Annotated in this window: 16 protein-coding genes and 1 pseudogene; 10 read left to right on the top strand and 7 right to left on the bottom strand. The window is 71.8% G+C overall.

Going from position 1 to position 20,403, the window contains the following annotated elements; all coding sequences use genetic code 11:
* Positions 1-274 precede the first annotated feature (274 nt).
* The 3 genes and pseudogenes from ACF1A1_RS18435 to ACF1A1_RS18425 all read left to right on the top strand — a co-directional run.
* Positions 275-485: pseudogene (locus ACF1A1_RS18435) on the top strand (aldo/keto reductase); the annotation flags it as partial.
* A gap of 291 nt (positions 486-776) precedes the next feature.
* Positions 777-1,784, top strand: coding sequence for an SMP-30/gluconolactonase/LRE family protein (locus ACF1A1_RS18430; protein WP_392000983.1), 1,008 nt, complete (start codon positions 777-779; stop codon positions 1,782-1,784).
* Between the two features lie 58 nt (positions 1,785-1,842).
* Complete coding sequence (locus ACF1A1_RS18425; RefSeq protein WP_392000982.1) at positions 1,843-2,292, top strand: nuclear transport factor 2 family protein; 450 nt, start codon at positions 1,843-1,845, stop codon at positions 2,290-2,292.
* Between the two features lie 195 nt (positions 2,293-2,487).
* Here the strand turns inward: ACF1A1_RS18425 and ACF1A1_RS18420 are convergent, their stop codons facing one another.
* The gene (locus tag ACF1A1_RS18420; RefSeq protein ID WP_392000981.1) at positions 2,488-3,366 is read right to left on the bottom strand and encodes a helix-turn-helix transcriptional regulator; all 879 of its coding nucleotides are present in this window, start codon (positions 3,364-3,366) and stop codon (positions 2,488-2,490) included.
* Positions 3,367-3,741: 375 nt separating this feature from the next.
* On the opposite strand from ACF1A1_RS18420, the gene ACF1A1_RS18415 reads away from it, so the two are divergent.
* From ACF1A1_RS18415 to ACF1A1_RS18400, 4 genes are read left to right on the top strand one after another with little or no spacing between them, the layout of a single operon-like run.
* Positions 3,742-4,095, top strand: coding sequence for a transposase (locus ACF1A1_RS18415; protein ID WP_392000979.1), 354 nt, complete (start codon positions 3,742-3,744; stop codon positions 4,093-4,095).
* 32 nt (positions 4,096-4,127) lie between these two features.
* The gene (pcaC, locus tag ACF1A1_RS18410; protein ID WP_392000977.1) at positions 4,128-5,429 is read left to right on the top strand and encodes a 4-carboxymuconolactone decarboxylase; all 1,302 of its coding nucleotides are present in this window, start codon (positions 4,128-4,130) and stop codon (positions 5,427-5,429) included.
* Between the two features lie 40 nt (positions 5,430-5,469).
* Positions 5,470-6,105, top strand: coding sequence for an MBL fold metallo-hydrolase (locus ACF1A1_RS18405; protein WP_392001143.1), 636 nt, complete (start codon positions 5,470-5,472; stop codon positions 6,103-6,105).
* A 38-nt stretch (positions 6,106-6,143) separates the two neighbouring features.
* A complete protein-coding gene (locus ACF1A1_RS18400) occupies positions 6,144-6,923 on the top strand; it encodes an exodeoxyribonuclease III (protein WP_392000975.1) in 780 nt (259 codons plus the stop codon).
* Positions 6,924-7,283: 360 nt separating this feature from the next.
* Here the strand turns inward: ACF1A1_RS18400 and fdxA are convergent, their stop codons facing one another.
* Genes fdxA through ACF1A1_RS18385 form a run of 3 tightly spaced genes read right to left on the bottom strand, consistent with a single transcriptional unit; the run spans position 7,284 to position 10,511 of the window.
* Positions 7,284-7,607 carry a ferredoxin gene (gene fdxA / locus ACF1A1_RS18395; protein WP_392000974.1) on the bottom strand — a complete coding sequence of 108 codons (324 nt, stop codon included), beginning with the start codon at positions 7,605-7,607 and terminating at the stop codon, positions 7,284-7,286.
* On the bottom strand, positions 7,604-8,662 hold the full coding sequence (locus ACF1A1_RS18390) for a 2-oxoacid:ferredoxin oxidoreductase subunit beta (RefSeq protein WP_392000972.1): 1,059 nt from the start codon (positions 8,660-8,662) through the stop codon (positions 7,604-7,606). Before ACF1A1_RS18390 ends, fdxA begins: the two co-directional genes overlap by 4 nt.
* Complete coding sequence (locus ACF1A1_RS18385; RefSeq protein ID WP_392000971.1) at positions 8,652-10,511, bottom strand: 2-oxoacid:acceptor oxidoreductase subunit alpha; 1,860 nt, start codon at positions 10,509-10,511, stop codon at positions 8,652-8,654. Before ACF1A1_RS18385 ends, ACF1A1_RS18390 begins: the two co-directional genes overlap by 11 nt.
* Before the next feature lie 421 nt (positions 10,512-10,932).
* On the opposite strand from ACF1A1_RS18385, the gene ACF1A1_RS18380 reads away from it, so the two are divergent.
* From ACF1A1_RS18380 to ACF1A1_RS18370, 3 genes are all read left to right on the top strand, one after another.
* Positions 10,933-11,481 carry a TetR/AcrR family transcriptional regulator gene (locus ACF1A1_RS18380; protein WP_392000969.1) on the top strand — a complete coding sequence of 183 codons (549 nt, stop codon included), beginning with the start codon at positions 10,933-10,935 and terminating at the stop codon, positions 11,479-11,481.
* A gap of 272 nt (positions 11,482-11,753) precedes the next feature.
* On the top strand, positions 11,754-13,499 hold the full coding sequence (locus tag ACF1A1_RS18375; protein WP_392000968.1) for an MFS transporter: 1,746 nt from the start codon (positions 11,754-11,756) through the stop codon (positions 13,497-13,499).
* Between the two features lie 219 nt (positions 13,500-13,718).
* The gene (locus ACF1A1_RS18370; RefSeq protein ID WP_392000967.1) at positions 13,719-14,966 is read left to right on the top strand and encodes a hypothetical protein; all 1,248 of its coding nucleotides are present in this window, start codon (positions 13,719-13,721) and stop codon (positions 14,964-14,966) included.
* 240 nt (positions 14,967-15,206) lie between these two features.
* On the opposite strand, the gene ACF1A1_RS18365 is transcribed toward ACF1A1_RS18370, so the two are convergent.
* From ACF1A1_RS18365 to ACF1A1_RS18355, 3 genes are all read right to left on the bottom strand, one after another.
* Positions 15,207-15,905, bottom strand: coding sequence for a TetR/AcrR family transcriptional regulator (locus tag ACF1A1_RS18365; protein WP_392000965.1), 699 nt, complete (start codon positions 15,903-15,905; stop codon positions 15,207-15,209).
* 241 nt (positions 15,906-16,146) lie between these two features.
* Positions 16,147-18,243: an NAD(P)/FAD-dependent oxidoreductase gene (locus tag ACF1A1_RS18360; protein WP_392000963.1), complete on the bottom strand. Its 2,097-nt coding sequence runs from the start codon at positions 18,241-18,243 to the stop codon at positions 16,147-16,149.
* A gap of 486 nt (positions 18,244-18,729) precedes the next feature.
* Entirely contained in the window at positions 18,730-20,397 is a 1,668-nt protein-coding gene (locus ACF1A1_RS18355) for an NAD(P)/FAD-dependent oxidoreductase (protein WP_392000962.1), read from the bottom strand.
* Positions 20,398-20,403: the final 6 nt, after the last annotated feature.

The raw sequence follows: 20,403 nt of genomic DNA, 5'->3' as shown, positions 1-20,403 counted from the left end.
CGACGACGTAGAGCGACTGGCACTCGGCCGCAGCGAAGGGCCGGGCACCGGGGTCCAGCAGTAGTCGCTGCCGTAGAGGATCCGCTCGGTGCCGAACTCGGCAGCCAGAGCGGAGACTTGATGCAGCCTGCTGGGGGTCCCTGCTGGTACCCCTCACAGCGAAGACTCCCACCTCAGACGCGCTTCCGATTGCATGGATGAGTGCCCCGCCGCGGGGCGGCCCGGGCCGGCCGGTTCCCGGCATCGAACGGTCTGTCTGAAGTGAAGGATCACCATGACTGGCAAGAATCCGCTGATCGAGCTGAACAACGGCATCGACATGCCCGCGCTCGGCCTCGGCGTCTTCCGGAGCACGCCCGAGGAGACCACCCCGCGGTGGCGAGCACGTTGCAGCAGGGCTACCGCCTGATCGACACCGCCGCGCCTACGGCCACGAGAGGGAGGTTGGCGAGGGCATCGCCGCTTCCGGCGTCGAGCGCAGCGAGAACTGACGCGATCGACAGCGAGGTACGCGTGGTCCCGACCCCGATTTCCGCCTCAGCGGCTCGGGCAGTTGACCGCAACCTCCGGCCAGGCTCCCGAGCCGGACCGACACCTACGCAACGTCCTGGCACATCGACCACATGGACGCCCTGCTGACCTGCGAACGCAGTGACCGTGCAGCACAGCGGCGAGGGCGCGCAAGCCGGCCTTGAAGCCGGGTGATACCGGCCCAAGCCCTGAAAACTGTTGCCAGGCCGCTGGCCCCCAAAAGCCCCTGACCAGGAGTCATTTCCGTGAACGAGCGGTTCACCACCTGTGCCGCCGCGGTCGCCGTGACGGCCGCCACCCTCATCTCGGTCCCGTCTGCATCCGCCAGCACCGGGCACGCACCGGCACAGCCGGTCGTCACCCAGGTGAAGACCGTGTCCGCGTTCGACTACGCCTCCGGCGCCGCGCCCGAGAACATCACCGTCAACCCGGACAACACGGTGACGCTCTCCATGCTGGGATCCGTGGCCAACAAGGCGCCGACACTGGTGAAGCTCACGCCATCCGGCCACCGCACCACGCTGGCGACCGGCCATGCGGGCGATCTCATCACCGGCAACACACGCGGCAGGGACGGCACCGTCTACTACAACGTGCAGTCCGAGAACGCCTCCCGCTCCGGCGTGTGGAAGCTGCCCGTCGGCGGCAGCCCCCAGCGGCTGGCCGCGCTGCCCGCCGACGGGCTCCCCAACGGCCTGGCCCTCGATACGGCCGGCCGGACCCTGTACATCGCCGACAGCCTCAAGAGCACCATCTGGGCCGTGCCCGCCTCCGGGGGCCGGGCGACCGCCTGGCTGACCGACCCGGCCCTGGCCTTCGACCCGGATGCCACCCTCAAGCTGGGCGTGAACGGCCTGCGTTTCCACAACGGCGCCGTCTGGTTCACCATCTTCAACAAGGGGATGCTGTCGAAGATCCCGGTCACCGCCGGCGGCACCCCCGGCCGGATCCACACCGTGACCAGGGCCCTCGCCAACGTCGACGACTTCAGCTTCCTCAACGAGCACTCCGATGTGGTGTTCGCCGCACAGAACGACCCGGCAGACAAGATCACCGTGGTCTACCCCAACGGCACCACCAAGACCGCACTGACTACTGCGAACGGACTCGCCTCGCCCACCTCCACAGCGGTGAGCGGGAACCGGCTGTACATCACCAACGCCGGCCTCAACGCGCCCCACGACGCGAAACTCCAGCGCGCAACCATCAACCTCGGACGCCTGCTCACGCCCCAGACCCCCGGGCACTGCTGATCCGCAACCACCTGCATGCCAAGGCATCCCAACCCCTACGAATCAAGGAGCGAACGACATGATCTCCCGTGAAGACCGCCGCGAGGCCGAACACCAGATCGCCCGCCTGATCTACACCTACTGTCACCGGCTCGACGGCGCCGACCTCGAAGGCGCGGCGTCGCTGTTCGAGAACGCGAGGTGGCAGCTCTCCCCGGAAATCGTCTGTCACGGTAAGGCCGAGCATCTTGCCGCCCTGGAAGAGCCCATCATCGTGTATGGCGACAAACTGGGCACCCGCCACATGGTCGGCAACCTCATCACCGATGTCGCCGACGACGGTCTGACCGCGCGCAGCATGTCCTATGTGGTCAGCTTTCAGGTCGCAGAGGGCTTCCCCCTCCAGCCCATCTACCAGGGCCGCTACGAGGACACCTTCGCCCAGACCGACGGCGAATGGCACTTCGTCTCCAGGACAGTTCACAGCGACGGCATCGGAGATATGAGCCACCACCACAAGAGCGCCTGAAGCGATGCACCCACAGCCCACGGACTGATGCGGGTACGCGGGCGCCGTCATTTCCCAGGCTGAGAGCGCGATTCCCGGCGCCCGTTCCAGCGTGAAGGCCCAGGTCCAAGACCTGGGCCTTGGCGTGGTGTGCGGTGATCAGTCATCGCGTGCCGGATTGCCGACCGGCGCGCGTGGAGGTAGCCGGAGCCGGCCTCAGCGCTCGCCCTCGGTTGGCGCGGCGGCCTGGTCCTGGTCCTGGGTGGCTGCCCAGCTGGCCAGGAGCTGCAGGGCGTCCGCGGCCGGTGTGCCGGGATCGGCGCTGTAGACGGTGATGGACAACCCGTTCTCACCGGGCAGGTCCAGCATCTCGTGGACCAGCTCCAGTTCGCCCACCGCCGGATGCCGGAACCGCTTCGTTCCGTCGGTGTAGACGTGCACGTCGTGGGCGCCCCACATGGTGCGGAAGGCGTCACTGCGGGTGGACAGCTCACCGATCAGGTTCGACAGCTCACGGTCGTAGGGGTGCTTGGCGACCTCGACCCGCAGCACACCCACAGCCCCCCGGGCCACACGCTCCCAGTCGGCATAGAACCGGGTGGCCCGGGGGTCCAGGAAGGCGAACCGGCAGGTGTTGACCGGCTCCACCTCGAACACCTCGCAGTGCAGGGCGCGAGCAAGCGGATTGGCCGCCAGGATGTCCATGCGGTTGTTGCGCAGGTACGCCGGCTGGTCGTGCAGGCCCTCGATGAGGCGCAGCACGCTCGGCCGCACGACCGCCTTCTTCTGGCGGCGCCGGATGCCGGCCGGGCCAGTGTTGGCCGCGCGCGCCAGCGCGTACAGGTGATCGCGCTCGATGTCGTTGAGGCGCAGGGCCCGGGCGAGTGCGTCCAGGACGCTGTCGGAGACACCGCCGAGGTTGCCGCGCTCCAGGCGCGTGTAGTACTCGACGCTGACTCCGGCGAGCGTCGCGACCTCGCCGCGGCGCAGCCCGGGCACCCGGCGCTGCCCGTACACCGGCAGGCCCGCCCGCTCAGGCGTGATCTTGTCGCGGCGGGATCTGAGGAATGCGCTGACTTCGGCCCGGTTGTCCATGAATCCAGCGTAGGAAGACGAGGCGGCTGGTGGGGGTCCCTGTCAGTACCCCTCCCGGCAGGGACTCCCCCAACCGGGCCGACCGACGTCTTGTCGAGTGCCCCACTCTGCGGGTTCCGGCTGTCGCCGCACCGCAGTAATGGGCGAAGACACATCGCATCGTCCGGGAAGGATCACCATGCCGACGAAGCCGCGTGCAGCAGAAGGGGCCGTCCAGCGACAGGAGAGTCAGGGCAGGGCCGTCGTGGTCGGCGCCGCGCTCGCCGGCCTGATGACCGGCCTGGAAAACAGGTCACGACGCTGGAGCGCGCGGCCTCCTTCCACCGCACCGGAGCCGCGGTCGGAGGAGTCAGCGAACGGCTGCTGGAGGGAGTCGTGCCCACGCTGGCAGAAGAGGCTGGCAGAAGAGTTCGCCTGCCCGGTTTCGAAGGCCGCCTTGCTCTGTGCGAGTGGCGAGCTCGGGGGCCGCCGTGCGTCAGTCCCATCGAGTACTCCTCAGGCCGCCGGACCTCGCGTCGGCTCAACCACGGCGGCGACCGGCAGGCGAACGCCGCCCTGCACCGCATCGTGTTCACCCGGCTGCGCCACGACCCGCGCACCCAGGCGTACGACGAACGCCACACCCAGGAGGGCAAGACCCGACGTGAGATCATCCGATGCCTCGAGCGATATGCCGCCCGCGAGGTCTTCAACCTGGTCAGGACGGTGTCTACCAACCCCCTGTTATAGGGGCGTCCGTGATACGTGAGAGGGTCTGAGGCGTGAGTGAGACACCGTCGAACACCCTGCAATACCGCTTTGACGGGCCAGAAGAGGCTCCCGTCCTGATCCTGGGTCCCTCCCTGGGTACCACATGGCACATGTGGGACCGCCAGGTCCCCGAGCTCGCCCAGCAGTGGCGGATCTTCCGCTTCGACCTGCCCGGCCACGGCGGTGCACCCGCCCATCCGGCGGGCTCCGTCGCCGACCTCGCCACCCGGCTGCTCGCCACGCTCGACGCGCTCGGCGTGCAGCGCTTCGGCTACGCGGGCTGCGCGTTCGGCGGCGCGGTCGGTGTCGAACTGGCCCTGCGCCACCCCGAGCGCGTGGCCTCCCTCGCGCTGATCGCGGCCTCGCCGCGTTTCGGCACGGCGGACGAGTTCCGGCAGAGAGGCGTGATCGTCCGCACCAACGGCCTCGATCCCATCGCCCGCACCTCGCCCGACCGCTGGTTCACCAGCGGCTTCGCGGCGGCGCAGCCCGCGATCACCGACTGGGCCGTGCAGATGGTGCGCACCACCGACCCCGGCTGCTACATCGCGGCCTGCGAGGCGCTCGCCGCGTTCGACGTGCGCGCCGAACTCGGCCGCGTCGGCGTGCCGACCCTGGTCCTCGTCGGCTCGGACGACCAGGTGACCGGTCCCGCCGAGGCGCGGACACTGGTCGCCGGCATCCCGGACGCCCGCCTCGCCGTCGTCCCCGGGGCCTCCCACCTGGTCCCGGTGGAGCAGCCCGCCGCCGTCACCGACCTGCTGGTCCGGCACTTCTCCACCGCCTGGCAGCCCGCCTACGACCACAGCACGGGCCAGACCGCCGTCCCCGGCGTCGCCCTCAAGCCCGTCCTGGCGGCGCCCCCGCAGTCCGTGCCCATCGCCGAGATCGCGCCCGCCGCCCCGGTCGTCCCGCCGCAGGTCATGGGACGCCCCGACCCGTACGACGCCGGGCTGAAGGTGCGCCGCGAGGTGCTCGGCGACGCCCATGTGGACCGGGCCCTGGCGCAGGCCGACGACTTCTCGGGCGACTTCCAGGAGTTCATCACCCGTTACGCCTGGGGCGAGATCTGGGACCGCCCCGGCCTCGACCGGCGCTCGCGGTCCTGCGTGACGCTCACCGCGCTGGTCGCCGGCGGCCACCTGGAGGAGCTCGCCTTCCACACGCGCGCCGCCCTGCGCAACGGCCTCACCCCGGACGAGATCAAGGAGGTGCTGCTCCAGGCGGCGGTCTACTGCGGCGTACCGGCGGCGAACAGCGCCTTCCGGGTGGCGCAGCAGGTCATCCGCGAGGAGACGACTCCCACCGAATGAGCCCGGTTGGCGGCGGGGGCAGGATGGGGCCATGACGGTCATGAAGCTCACGAAGAAGTCGCACGCCTGTGTCCGCCTGGAGAAGGACGGGCGCACGCTCGTCCTCGACCCTGGCGGATTCACCGAGGAGGACGCCGCGCTCGGCGCGGACGCCCTCCTCGTCACGCACGAGCACCCCGACCACTTCGACGAGGCCCGGCTGCGGGCGGCCATGGAGGCCAACCCGGCCGCCGAGATCTGGACCCTCAAGTCCGTCGCCGAGAAGATCGCGGCCGCCTTCCCGGGCCGCGTCCACACCGTCGGCCACGGCGACACCTTCACCGCCGCCGGTTTCGACGTCCAGGTCCACGGCGAGCTGCACGCCGTGATCCACCCCGACCTCCCGCGCATCACCAACGTCGGCTACCTCATCGACGGCGGCCGCGTCTTCCACCCCGGCGACGCCCTCACCGTCCCCGACCACCCGGTGCAGACCCTGCTGGCCCCCGTCCAGGCCCCGTGGAGCAAGATCGCCGAGGTCATCGAGTACGTGCGCGAGGTCGAACCCCAGCGGGTCTACGACATCCACGACGCCCTCCTCACCGACCTCGCCCGCCCCATCTACGACACGCACCTCGGCAACCTGGGCGGGGCGCAGCACGGCCGGCTGGCGTCGGGAGCCTCCGCGGAGGTCTGACGGAAGCGTTGTCAGAGGGGCCGGGTAGGTTGTGAGGCATGCGCATCGCGACCTGGAACGTGAACTCGATCACCGCCCGCCTGCCGAGGCTTCTGGCCTGGCTGGAGAGCAGTGGCACCGACGTGCTCTGCCTCCAGGAGGCCAAGGTCGCCGAGGAGCAGTTCCCGTTCGACCAGCTGCGTGAGCTGGGCTACGAGGCGGCGGTCCACGCGACCGGCCGGTGGAACGGCGTGGCGGTGCTCTCCCGCGTCGGCATCGAGGACGTGGTCAAGGGCCTGCCCGGCGATCCCGGCTACGAGGGCGCCACCGAGCCGCGCGCGATCTCCGCGACCTGCGGCCCGGTCCGCGTCTGGTCGGTGTACGTGCCGAACGGCCGCGAGGTGGACCACCCGCACTACGCCTACAAGCTCCAGTGGTTCGAGGCCTTGCAGGCCGCCGTCGCCGGAGACGCGGCGGGCAGCCGCCCCTTCGCCGTGATGGGCGACTACAACGTGGCGCCGACGGACGACGACGTCTACGACGCGGCCGCCTTCGAGGGCTCCACCCACGTCACGCCCGCCGAGCGCGCCGCCCTCGCCTCCCTGCGCGGGGCCGGCCTGTCCGATGTGGTCCCGCGCCCCCTGAAGTACGAGCACCCCTTCACCTACTGGGACTACCGCCAGCTCTGCTTCCCCAAGAACCGCGGCATGCGCATCGACCTGGTCTACGGCAACGCGCCGTTCGCCAAGGCCGTGAAGGACTCCTACGTCGACCGCGAGGAGCGCAAGGGCAAGGGCGCCTCGGACCACGCCCCGGTCGTCGTCGACCTGGACGTGTAGCCCCGCCTCCCCGCCTGCGCACGTCCGGCAGCGGACTCTTGGTGTCCGGCTCCGGACCCGGACACCGGGCTCCCGCTCCCGGCCTTCTGGCCCCGGCCCCGGCCCCGGTTCTGGGTTTCCGCACCGGCTCGGGGCTTCCGGGTCCCGGCTCCCGCCCCCTGGGCTCCGGCTCGGTTCCGGGATGCCGGGTGGGGCGGGCCCGGGTGCCCGCCCCACGCTTCCGGCTGCGGGCTCCCGCCCCCGGGCTCCGGGCTGCCGGACCCAGGCGCCCCCGGCGCCCACCGCCGGGCGGGCGTCCTCCGACGCCCACTCCCGGCTCACCCGCCCCTGGGCTCCCACCCCCAGGCGCCCACCCCCACCTCAGGACGGCGCCGGCACCGGCAGGTCGGTGACGACCGGGTGGTCGTGGTCTACGGGGCCCACCCCGGCCGCGCCCCCGGGCGTGCCCAGGTCGGCGAAGAACTCCGTGTCCGCCCGGCCGAAGGCCGTCCAGTCCTCCGGCAGGTCGTCCTCGAAGAAGATCGCCTCGACGGGGCACACGGGCTCGCAGGCACCGCAGTCCACGCACTCGTCGGGGTTGATGTACATCTTGCGGGCGCCCTCGTAGATGCAGTCGACGGGGCATTCGTCGACACACGCCTTGTCCTTGAGGTCGACGCAGGGCTGTGCGATGACGTAGGTCATGACCGACCCTCCACGGTCCAGGTGTCCCCGCCGGTGAGCAGGGCGGCCAGGTCGCCCTTGCCGCGCTGTTCGATCGCGGTGTCCAGTTGCTCGGCCATCTGGGTGTCGTAGACGGGCCGTTCGACGGAGCGGAAGACGCCGATCGGGGTGTTGTGCAGGGTGTCGGGGTCGGCCAGCCGGGACAGGGCGAAGGCGGTGGTGGGGGACGGGGAGTGCGCGTCGTGGACGAGCACCTCGGCCTCGTTCTCCGCGGTCACGGTGACGACTTTCAGGTCGCCGGTGGTCGTGTCCCGTACGACGCCCTTGGACAGGTCGCTTCCGAAGCGGATGGGCCGTCCGTGTTCCAGCCGGATCACCGCTTCCTCGGCCGTCTGCTTGTCCTTGAGTGCCTCGAAGGCGCCGTCGTTGAAGATGTTGCAGTTCTGGTAGATCTCGATCAGTGCCGTGCCCGGGTGGGCGGCGGCCTGGCGCAGTACCTCCGTCAGGTGCTTGCGGTCGGAGTCGATCGTGCGCGCCACGAAGGACGCCTCGGCGCCGATGGCGAGGGAGACGGGGTTGAAGGGGGCGTCCAGTGAGCCCATGGGCGTGGACTTGGTGATCTTGCCGACCTCGGAGGTGGGGGAGTACTGGCCCTTGGTGAGGCCGTAGATGCGGTTGTTGAACAGCAGGATCTTCAGGTTCACGTTGCGGCGCAGGGCGTGGATGAGGTGGTTGCCGCCGATGGACAGCGCGTCGCCGTCCCCGGTCACCACCCACACGCTCAGGTCGCGCCGGGAGGCGGCCAGGCCCGTGGCGATGGCGGGTGCCCGGCCGTGGATGGAGTGCATGCCGTAGGTGTTCATGTAGTACGGGAAGCGCGAGGAGCAGCCGATGCCGGAGACGAAGACGATGTTCTCCCTGGCCAGGCCCAGCTCCGGCATGAATCCCTGGACGGCCGCCAGGATCGCGTAGTCACCGCAGCCGGGGCACCAGCGCACTTCCTGGTCGGACTTGAAGTCCTTCATGGACTGCCTGGCCTCGGCCTTGGGCACGAGGGTGAGTGCCTCAGTGGGCATGGAGGGCCTCCTTGAGAGCCTGCGCGAGCTGTTCCGCCTTGAACGGCATGCCGTTGACCTGGGTGTACGACTCCGCGGCGACCGCGTACTTCGCCCGGACGAGACCGGCCAGCTGGCCGAGGTTCATCTCGGGGACGACCACCCGGTCGAAACGTCCGAGGACCTCTCCGAGGTTGTGCGGGAAGGGGTTGAGGTGGCGCAGATGGGCCTGCGCGATCGACTCCCCGGCCGCGCGCAGCCGTCGTACGGCGGCGGTGACGGGTCCGTAGGTCGATCCCCAGCCCAGCACCAGCGTCCGCGCGCCGTCGGGGTCGTCGACCTCGACGTCCGCAACGTCGATGCCGTCGATCTTGGCCTGGCGGGTGCGCACCATGAACTCGTGGTTGGCGGGGTCGTAGGAGATGTCGCCGGTGCCGTCCTGCTTCTCGATGCCGCCGATGCGGTGCTCCAGGCCCGGTGTGCCCGGGACCGCCCAGGGCCGGGCCAGGGTCCGCGGGTCGCGCTGGTACGGCCGGAAGACCTCGGTGCCGTCGTCGAGCACGTGGTTCGGGCCCTGCGCGAACCGCACGCGCAGGTCCGGGAGTTCGTCGAGGTGCGGGATGCGCCAGGGCTCGGAGCCGTTGGCGAGGTAGCCGTCGGACAGCAGGAACACCGGGGTGCGGTAGGCGAGCGCGATGCGGGCGGCCTCCAGGGCGGCGTCGAAGCAGTCGGCCGGGGTCCTCGCCGCGATCACGGGGACCGGGGCCTCGCCGTTGCGGCCGTACATGACCTGCAACAGGTCGGCCTGCTCGGTCTTGGTCGGCAGCCCGGTCGACGGGCCGCCGCGCTGGATGTCGACCACCAGCAGGGGCAGTTCGAGCGATACCGCGAGGCCGATGGTCTCCTGTTTGATGGTGACGCCCGGTCCCGACGTCGTCGTCACGGCGAGCGACCCGCCGAACGCGGCACCGAGGGCCGCGCACACCGCGGCGATCTCGTCCTCGGCCTGGAAGGTCCGCACACCGAAGTTCTTGTGCCTGCTCAGCTCGTGCAGGATGTCCGAGGCCGGAGTGATCGGGTACGAGCCCAGGAACAGCGGCAGATCCGCCTGGTGGGCGGCGGTGACCAGGCCGTAGGCCAGGGCGAGGTTCCCGGAGATGTTCCGGTAGGTGCCGGCCGGGAAGGCCTGCGCCGCCGGGGCCACCTCGTAGGAAACGGCGAAGTCCTCGGTAGTCTCGCCGAAGTTCCAGCCGGCGCGGAAGGCGGCGATGTTGGCGGCCGCGATGTCCGGCCTCTTCGCGAACTTCGACGTCAGGAACCTCTCGGTGCCCTCCGTCGGCCGGTGGTACATCCAGCTCAACAGGCCCAGCGCGAACATGTTCTTGCTGCGCTCGGCCTCCCTGCGGCTGAGGTCGAAATCCTTCAGCGCCTCGACCGTGAGAGTGGTCAGCGGCACGGCGTGCACCCGGTAGCCGTCGAGCGAGCCGTCCTCCAGCGGTGAGCCGGTGTAGCCGGCCTTCCGTACGGCGCGGTCGGTGAACTCGTCGGTGTTGACGATGACCTCGCCACCGCGCGGCACGTCGGCGAGGTTGGCCCTCAGGGCCGCCGGGTTCATCGCGACGAGCACGTCCGGGGCGTCGCCCGGGGTGAGGATGTCGTGGTCGGCGAAGTGCAGCTGGAACGAGGAGACGCCGGGCAGGGTCCCGGCGGGGGCGCGGATCTCGGCGGGGAAGTTCGGCAGGGTCGCCACGTCGTTGCCGAACGACGCCGTCTCCGACGTGAACAGGTCTCCCGTCAACTGCATGCCGTCGCCGGAGTCGCCCGAGAAGCGAATGACGACCCGGCCGAGCTGCTCTGTCTGATACGTCATCGGCAAGTGCCTCTCCTGGGGGCGGGATGCGCGTGCGCGGTCGCGGCTGCGCGGTCGTCACTGGTACGGAGGTGGGGCGCCCGTGGTGAGCGTAGGGGGATCCCGAGATGATTTCAATGGGTGTTGAATTGTCTGGGCGGGGTCACCCGTCGGCTCGTTCGGCTCCCCGGTGCGGCGTGTCGCGCACCTTGCCTCAGCGGTAAAAAGCCTGCTGACGGCGGTGGTTCGGGGCCCCGGTGGTGCGTCAAAGCTTTGACCCGAGAAGTCACTGACCGTAGACTTCACGCCAAGGTGAATTTCTGTCGGAAGGGTCGCGGCGCACAGCTCCGCGCCGCGGATTCCCTGCCGATGCCGGGCGCGAGCGCGTCCTGCGGGGGACTCGGGAACGAGAGGAAGTTCCGCTGTGGCAGAAGCTAGAGGCATGTCCGACACCCGCCAGACCATCATGCGGTCCGCGGCGGGTCTCTTCGCCGAACTGGGCTACCGCAACACCTCCATTCGCGCCATCGCCGCCGACGCGGGCTGCGATCCGGCGCTCGTTCCGCACTACTTCGCCTCCAAGGAGGCCCTCTACGCCGCGGTCGTCGCGGACACCGTGCGCCCCGCCGAAGTGCTGCGGGAGGCGCTGCAGCGGCGTGACGCCGAGGCGGCCGAGTGGCTGCTGCGCCATGCCGTCGCGGACTGGGACGACCCCGTCCAGGGGCGGCGCATCCTCGGCGTGCTGCGCTCGGTGCTCGACCTGCCCGTCGCACGGGAGCGGATGAGCCGTGCCCTGCTGCCCGACGGCGTGGAAGGCGCCGGGGGCGACGAGATGCGGATCTGGCTGATCAGCAGCCTGTTCATCGGTGTCATGACCTCCCGTCACATGGGCCTGCTCGAACCCGAGCTGGCGAAGGACGGCGGTGACCGGATGATCGCCGCGCTCGTGCCGGCGGTGGCCGCGCTGCTGGGGGCGCGGACGGGCGACTGACCGGGTGACCCGCGGGCGTGGGCGCGTCTTCGTGCGCGTCCGTCGCCCGTTCGTCCGTTCGTCATCGCACCCGGCGGGGCCGGGCGCGGTGACCCTTCCGCCTGCCTTGCCGCAGGTCAACTTCCCGCTCTTCGTGTGCCCTTGGGTGGAGTGCCGCTGTCCGGAACCAGGGCACCGCGGCTTGCGGCAAAGAATTCAGTACTCGTAGACTTCATTGGAGAATGAAATAGCCGGAGGGTGCTGTCGCATGGCAGTCGACCCAAGGAGGAAACATGGATTCGATCGACGTGGGCGCGAAGGCGACTGCCCCGCCCGGCACTTCGGCCGGTCCGGCTGCGGCCCACACCGCTCGCTGGCTGGTCCTCGCGGTCACGCTGTCCGCGATCTTCATGCAGATGCTGGACACGACCATCACGATGGTGGCCCTGCCCTCGCTGCAGAGCGACCTCGGCGCCACGTTCGCCGAGATCCAACTGGTCGTCGCCGTCTACTCGCTGGCGTTCGCCTGCACCCTCGTGACCGGCGGCCGGCTCGGTGACATCTACGGCCGGCGCAGGATCTTCCTGATCGGCATGCTGGGCTTCACCATCGCCTCCGCGCTGTGCGGTGCGGCGCCCTCCTCGACCTTCCTGATCGTGTCGCGGGTGCTCCAGGGCATGTGCTCGGGCCTGATGTTCCCGCAGGTGCTGTCGATCATCCAGGTCACGTTCTCGACGAAGGAACGCCCCAAGGCGCTGGCCATGTACGGCGCTTCGATCGGCCTGGGCACCGTGCTCGGGCCGGTGCTGGGCGGCTGGCTCATCGAGCTGGACATCCTGGGCATGGACTGGCGGTCCATCTTCTACGTCAACCTGCCCGTCGGGTTCATCGCGCTGCTGCTCGGCGCGGCGAAGATCCCCGAGTCCTCCGCGCCCGGCGCGCGGCGGCTCGACGTCACCGGTGCGGCGATCCTCACCGTGGGCCTGTTCAGCCTGATCCTGCCGCTGGTGATCGGCCGCGAGCACGACTGGCCGGGCTGGAGCCTCGTCCTGCTGGTGCTCAGCCCGCTGGTGCTGGCCGAGTTCTTCGTCTACGAGAACAAACTGTCCAGGCTCGCCGACCGGTCGCCGCTGGTGCCGACCGGGCTGTTCCGGGAGCGGTCGTTCACCGTCGGACTCATCATCAGCGTGGTGTTCTTCGCGGGCATCCCGTCCTTCTTCATGACGTTCTTCATGAGCCTGCAGATCGGCTTCGGCTACACCCCGATCTCCGCCGGTGCCGTCAGCCTCGGCTTCGCCGTGCTCATCGCGATCGGGTCCGCGCGGTCGGCGGCGGTGGTGCGCAAACTCGGCACCAAGACGCTCGCGCTGGGTACGGGACTGCTGCTGGTCGGCATGGCGGGGGTGATCGGCACGCTGCACTGGGCGGGCTCCGACCTGCACGGCTACCAGCTCGTCCCGGCGCTGATGGTGGCGGGGCTCGGCGGCGGGTTCTTCCTCGCGCCGTGCACCGGGATCATCCTCGCCGGCATCCGCTCGCGCGAGGCCGGTTCGGCGTCCGGGATGCTCGCCACCGTCCAGCAGGTGGGCATCGCGATCGGCATCGCCGTCGCGGGCATCCTCTTCTACGGGCTGCTCGGCTCCAACGCCGACGGGGCCAGCGCGTCGGCGCTGCCCGCGCTGCGCTCCGACCTGGCGGCCGCCGGGCTGGCCGAGCAGCAGCAGGCGCAGATCACCAAGGGGTTCCAGACCTGCTTCCACGACAGGATGAACCAGAAGGACCTCACCGAGACGCCGGAGAGCTGTGCGCGCATCGAGAAGGAGCTCGCGGGCAGTCCGATGCCGGCCGAGGTGAAGGAGCAGGTGCGGACCGCGGTGCTCGACCGGGCGGTGCCCGAGGCGCGCAAGGCCAACTTCTCCGACAGCTTCGAGCAGGTCGTGTACTGGCAGATCGGCTGCTTCGGCCTGTCCTGCCTGCTGGTCCTGGCCCTGCCGAGGGTCCGCCCGGAGGACGTCCAGGACGTGCCGGGTGGGGCGTGATCACCGGCACGCATGCCGCCGGCGGCTGAGCCGGTGACCACTGCCGGGGTGCCTCGTCGGCGGGGCACTCCGGCACCGTTCGCTGCCGGAGGCGGGCAGTGTGGGCCGGTCCGCTGCGGTTCGTGGCGCGGCGGCCGTCCCCGCCTCCCGCCTTCTCCCGGTACCGGCCCGTCCCCGCCAACCGCCGTGCCCGGCACGGTGAAAGGACATCGCTGCCCCGTGTTTCCCGTTCTGGTGCTCGGCGCGGTCTCGGCGCTCGTGTACGCGGCCGCGGCTGTGGCGCAGCGCGGTGCGGCCGAACGCGCCGCCCTGCCCGGTGGCCCCGGGTACCGGCGTTCCGGCGTGTGGTGGGCCGCCGTACTGCTGAACGCGCTGGGTGCGCTGCTGCACACGGCGGCCCTGCGTGACGGTTCCCTGGTCGCCGTGCAGATGCTGGGTGTGCTGACGCTGGCCGCGGCGCCGCTGATGTCCGCGGCTGTGCTGCGACGGCCGATGAGTGGGGCGCAGTGGCGCGGGACCGCGCTGACCGTGGCCGGGGTGGCGGGGCTGCTGGTGCTGACCCGCTCGACCGGCTCGGGGCGCGCTCCGGAGCCGGTTCAGCTGCTGGGGGCGGTCCTGCTGACCGCGGGCACGCTGGGCGTCACGACGCTGGCGGCCATCGCGGCCCGGCGGACGACGGCCCGCAGCCTGTGGTACGCGGCGGCGGCCGGCGTCGCCTTCGCGGCCGCGTCGGCGCTGGCCCAGGCGGCCGTACGGGAACTCGCCGGCGACGGCGGGGGCACGCCCCTGTCTGCCCTCCTCACCCTGGCCGGCGTCGCCTGCCTCGCACCGACCGGCCTCGCCCTGTGCCAACTCGGCTACCGCGGCGGCCTGGAGGCCCCCCTCGCCACGGTCACCCTCGTCAACCCGCTGTTCGCCGCGGTCATCGGCGCGGTCCTCGGCGACCGCTACCCCGTGGACCCGGGCACCGCGCTCGCGGGCCTGGTCGCCGCACTGGCCGCCGGGCGCGGCGTACTCGACCTGGCGCGGGCCGAGGGGCGGGAGAGGGACAGGGAGGAGGAGCGGGAGCGGGACAGGGACAGGGAGAGGGAGAGGGAGGGACGAGGGGCCGAGGCGCGGACGGCGGGGAGCCGGGAGGCCGAGGCGCACGAAGACGAGGGGTGGGAGACGGCCGGGCGCGGAGCCGACGGGTGGGAGGCCGCGGGGCACGCAGCCGCGGGACAGGCAGACCAGCGGTGGGCGGAGGGCGGTGGGGGAGAGGCGGGTGCGAGGCGGTCCCACGGTGTGCTGCGGCGGGCGCGGGGCGGCGGACGACGGCGCGGGAACTCCGGGGCCGGCGGCGCCCTGCCACGTGCGGACTCCGGGGCGGCGGGTGCCGTGCCCCGGCAGTACGGGGGTCCGCGGGCCCGGGAGGCTCCCGGGGCGGAGGACGCCTCACGGCCGACGGGTGCTCCCCGGGGCGGGTGACGGCGTTCGTCGGTTCGGGGCGGCCCCGGGGCGAGGGGACGCTCGTGGTCGCCCCATCGGCGCGGGCGTTCCGGGGACCGGCGTGCGGAAACCGGGCGTTGCGGGGCGGGTTGCGCTCCGCAGTCGTGCGCGCTCCCGGGGCGGGCGAGACCTCCGGCGTTCCGGCGCCGTACCCTCCCGGTCTCCCTGTCTCCGTCCTTGTCCCTGGCCCTGTCGCTCTTCCTGCCCCTGCCTCTACACCTACCCCTGCCCCTGCGCCGCGCGCTCGAAGTGGACCTCGAGGGACGGTGTGAGCCAGTCCATGAGTTCTTCGAAGTCGAGGGAGGCCAGGGGTTCGACGACGAGGACGTAGCGGAGCATGACCAGGCCGGCGAGCTGGGCGGAGACCAGGGAGGCGAACGCCGGGGTGCGGTCGTGGTGTTCGGGGACGATGCGGCGCAGGCAGGCGGCGAAGGCGTCCTCGATGTCCCTGCGGAACGTCTGGGTGACCGCCTCGTCCGAGAGGCCCGTGCGGTAGACCGCGACCAGAGCCGGGCGGGTCGTGCCGTCCTCCCAGAAGGAGAGGAAGGTGCGGGCGACCCATGCGCCGGGGCTCTTCGCCACGCGGTCCGGGTCGTCCTCCTCCGCGAGGGAGTCGAAGAGGGCGGACACGTCGACGCGGGAGGAGACCGCGTCCCGGAACACCCCCTCCTTGTTGCTGAAGAAGTGATGGATGAGCGCGGGGTCCACCTGGGCCTCGCGGGCGATCGCGCGCATGGTCGTGCCCGAGTAGCCCCTGGCGGCGAAGAGTTCCAGCGCGGCGCTCAGGATCTGGTCCCTGGTGTCGCTCTGCCCCGGCCGCCGCCCGCCGCCGTGGGACTGCCGCCGCCCGCGCCCGCCGGCCCTCCGACTCCGGGTGCCGGCGTCCAGCGGGTCGGGGATCCCGCCTTCGGTACTCATGGGCCCCCTCCGACCTCGAATTCACGGTGCGTGGAAATCAACGCTATCAGCATCCCACATGCGACGACTGCCCGGTAGGGAGCATTCCGGTGCCGGCGCGCGGGTGTCCGGAAGCGTGCTGGGGCGGCTGGCCGGATCCCGCCCGCCGGTACGTGCGACGGGGCCGCCGCCCGCGCGCTCATGACTGAGCGTACGGACGGCGGCCCCCCGGCCCGTGGAACCCCTCAGCGGGTCACGGGCCTCACCGCTCCGTGCTCGGCAGCACCGTGGCCCCCGGCGTGAGCACCCGTCGCACCATGTGCGGCGCCCTGCGCTTCGCCCACAGCAGGACCTTGACGCGTTTCAGTGGCGTGAAGTTGTAGTACCGGTCGGTCGGGTCGCCGAAGCCGAACAGCGGGGGCACGAACGCGGCGCTCCGCAATTGGCCGAAGATCCGCTCCGCCGCGGCGCCCGGGGCCAGCCGCTGATCCGCGACCTGACGCAGCAGCCGGTCCGTGTCGTCGAAGAGGGCGACGAAACCGGCGTAGACGGGGAACCACATCCCGGCACCCCGGTTCCTGCCCAACTCCCTCCACCGGTCCGGCCGGTCACCGGTGGCCAGCGCGTCGTTGCGGGCCCGCTTGAGCGAGAGGGCGGCGAACATCGAGTGCAGCAGCCACACCCGGCAGAAGGCGTTCCACAGCCGGAAGTCGGTCGTCGCCGTCAGCGCGGTGCGCAGCAGCCGCTCCCCGTGCTCGATCAGGCCCGCCTGGAACGTCTCCAGCGGCCGGAACCGCGCCGCAGACCAGTCGCCGTCGCGTGCCGCCGCGATGATGTGCGCGGCGGCCTCGTGGACCAGCTCGGCGGTCAGGGTGACGTCCCGGGAGAGCGTGAAGTCGCAGCGTACGGCGGACCGGTCGAGGACGACGAACCCGTCGCCGACCGCCGCGTTGGCCGCGTACTGCCACGACTCCGCGCCGGTCCACGGCCGTACGGCGCTCGCCTTCTCGAACTGCCAGGCCAGGTCTGGGAACTGGCTCACCAACTGCTCGAAGTCCTCCTCCGGTGACGCCGAGCGCTGCGGCCACCGCTTGGCGTCCAGGCTCACCGCCACGCTGGTCAGCGCGGTGTCGGAGGTGCGGTCCTCGCCGAACGGGACCAGCTGGATCCACCCGCCCGGGAAGACCACCTGGGTGGTGCCGCCCGTCCACGGCGTGCCGCCCTCGCCGGGGTCCACGCGCTGCTCCAGGGGGCGTACGCCCCTCAGGTGCGCGGTGAGGACCCGGGTGGAGTGGCGCAGCGGGCGCAGCGCCGGGTCCGGGCCGAGGCGGTCCAGCAGGGGGGCGTCGGGGCCGGACATGTCGACCACGAACGCGGCGCCGACCGCGCCGCCGTCGGCCAACTCGACGGTGAAGTCGCCCGCCTCGCCGGTCACTTCGGTGACGGCGGGACGGCCGGGGGCCGTCTTCGCCCCGTAGCGGACGGCCAGGCCGTGCACCCAGGCGTCCACGTCCGGGCGGTACAGGTGCGACTCGCCGTGCTCGCTCGGCACGTTGAACTGCACGACCTGGTGCGGCCGGACGCGGGCGCCCGGGCGGGCGTACACGAAGCCGATGCTCCGCTTCACCCCGGACGTCGTGCGCACCTCCGCCGGCAGTTGCCCGAAGTGCCCGAGCGTGGACAGCTCCGGCACGCCGTAGCGGCGCGCGAGGAGTTCGAAGACCTCCGCGGTGTACGGGACCGTGGTCTCACCGGCGGGGACCTCGGCGTCGTGCGGCGAGTCCACGAGGACGGTGTCGACGCCGGCCCGGGCGAGCACCGCGGCGAGCATCCCGCCACCGAGGTGCGCACCGAGCACGGCGACGGTGTGGCGGGACACGTTCCGCGCGGGCCGGGACGCCGGGGCGGGCGCCTGCCGGGCCGTCCCTCCGGTCAGCGGTGCTGCCATCGAGCGTTCTCCTCCTGTGAGTTCGGCTACGGGGCCGGAAGCCGCCGGCTCGGTCTTCTCGGTCTGCTCGGTCTGCTCGGTCTGCTCGGCCGGTTCGGCCGGTTCGGCCGGTTCGGGTGGTTCGGGTGGCAAGGCGGACTCGGCGGCCCCGACGGCTTCGGCGCCGTCGAACCAGACCGGGCGCTGCACCGCGGCCCGCGCGGGGGACCGGGGGGCCGCCGGGACTGCCGCGGCCGCCGGGTCGTCGGGCGTGGTGCGTGCCGGCCTTCGGCCGGATGCGTCCGCGCCGCCCTCCCGCGCGGCCGCGGCCGGCGGAGCCGCCGAGGGCGTCGAGGGCGCCGAGACGCCCGCCGCGTCGGCTGCGACCGCGGCGGCGGGACCGTGCGTCGCCGGGGCTGCGGAGGCGGGCATCGCGTGGACCGTTGCGGTGGCCGCCGCCGGGGGCACAGAGGCGGCCCCGGCCGGCTGGGCTCCCGAGGGCGCCGAGACGCCCGCCGCGTCGGCTGCGACCGCGGCGGCGGGAGCATGCGTCGCCGGGGCCGTGGAGCGGTGCGTCGCCGAGGTCGCGGTGGCGGGCGCCGCCGGTGCCCCGGCGGTGGGGGCCGGGGCCGTTCTGCCTCCGGCCGGTGGCGTCCGGGCCGGGGCCGGGGCGGGCCCGTCCCCGGTCGGTGGCCGGGCCGGGGTTGTCGGGGTCGTGGTGGTCGGGTGCGTGACCCGGGGGGTGGCTTCCCGGGCCGTGGCGGGGTGTTGGAGTGGGGTGTCCCCGGGGCGGTCCGCTTCCGTCGCTCGCCGGTCCCGTACGTCTTTCGGGGTCGCCGCTCGTTTCGGGGGCGCCGGTCGGCGGGTGCGGGCGTTCGGTGTCGGTGGTGTGTCGTCCTTGGGCATCGGGGGCCCTCCTCACCCGTTGCGGTGCAGGCGGGAGCGGAGGAAGCCCGCGAGGGCGCCGGCGACCACGGGGCCGGTGTCGGGGGCGGCGGAGCCGTGGCGGGCCCAGTGCATGGTGCGGAGCATGCGGGGCGGGTTCGGGTTGTAGAAGCGGTTCGCCGGGTCGTGCAGCCCGAACGGCGGGGGCGCGTAACTGTCGTTCTGGAGCAGGTCGAACAGCTCGCCCGTGGCCCGGTCCGCGGTCACCAGCCCCGACTCGACGTCCCGGCACACCGCCCACGCGGACTCGGCGACCTTGTGGAAGCCGTCGCTCGCGGGGAAGAGGGCGCCCGGGTGCGGCTGGGCCTCCAGCTCCCGCCAGATCATGTGGTCCTTGGTGCGCTGGAAGCGGACCAGGGCGTCCTGGGCGTTGAGCGTGCCGAGCACCGTGCCCAGCGCCCACATGCGAAACGTCGCGTTCCACATGCCGTAGTCGCGGAAGGAGGTGAAGGAGGAGGCCACCACGTCGTCGTGGGCACGGACCAGGCCCTGCTGCAACGTCTCCACGTGCGCGAACCGCTCCGCCGAGAAGTCGTCGTCCTTCGCCGCCTCGATCAGCCGCCAGGCCAGCGAGTTCACCACGTCCGTGGTGTTGGTCAGGCCGCGCGAGTACAGCGCGTCCACGAAGCCCGCCGCGTGCGAGGTCAGGCAGTAGCGGTCGCCGACGACCCTGCTGGAGGAGTACTGGAGGCGGCCCGTGGAGACCCACGGCCGGGCCGCCTTCGCGTCCTTGAACTGCGGCGCGACCGCCGGGAACCGCTCCAGGAACTCGGCGAACTCCCGCTCCGGCGCGACGTCCGTCCTGGGGTGCTTGCGCGGGTCCAGCGTGAGACCCACGCTGCACAGCCGGTTGGTGGCGTTGCGGTGGTTGTCGAAGGGGATGACCCACACCCAGCCGCCGTCGAAGACGTGGTGCAGGGTCCCCTGGTGCCAGGGGCTGGGGTTGTCGTGCCTGCGGCCGGCCGGGCAGTCGTCGTACGGCCGCACCCCGATCATGTGGGTGAAGAGGGTCCGCGAGTGGGTGCGCTGCTGCGGCACCTCGTCGCGCAGCCCGAACTTCCGCGCCAGCGGCGAGTTGTGGCCGCCCGCGTCCACGACGTACCGGGCGCGGATGTCGGGCCCCTTCTCCACGGCCAGCGTCACCCCCGAGCCGTCGATGTCGACGTCCGTCACCCGGGTGTTCAGCCGCGGCGTCGCGCCGTAGCGCAGCGCCACGTTGAACATGTAGGCGTCGACGTCCTGGCGGAACATGTGGGACTCGGTGGACAGCGCCACCGGGATCACGAACTGGTTGATCTCCCGCGGGTCCTGGGCCTGGCCCTCGCGGTGGTAGACGAAGCCGAAGTTGCGCTTCTGCCCCGAGTTCGAGGACACCTTCGACCGCATCGTCGAGAAGTGGCTGAGGTGCGCGATCTCCGGCACGCCGTACCGCGCCGCCAGGACGCGCAGCATGACCGAGGTGTACGGGATCGTCGACTCGCCCACCGCGAAGCGCGGGTGGGTCCCCGCGTCGATCAGGACGGTCTTCACGCCGTTGCGGGCCAGGACGGCCGCCAGGAGGGAACCGGCGATGCCGGCGCCGAGGACGGCGACGTCGTGGTCCGCCGAACCGGGCGGGCCGGACACGGGCTTCTGCTGCATGATGCT

This window comes from Streptomyces sp. NPDC014995 (assembly GCF_043080745.1).
GTDB lineage: Bacteria > Actinomycetota > Actinomycetes > Streptomycetales > Streptomycetaceae > Streptomyces.
The sequence above is the reverse complement of the archived record's forward strand: the minus strand, read 5'-3'. Positions and strand labels throughout refer to the sequence as shown.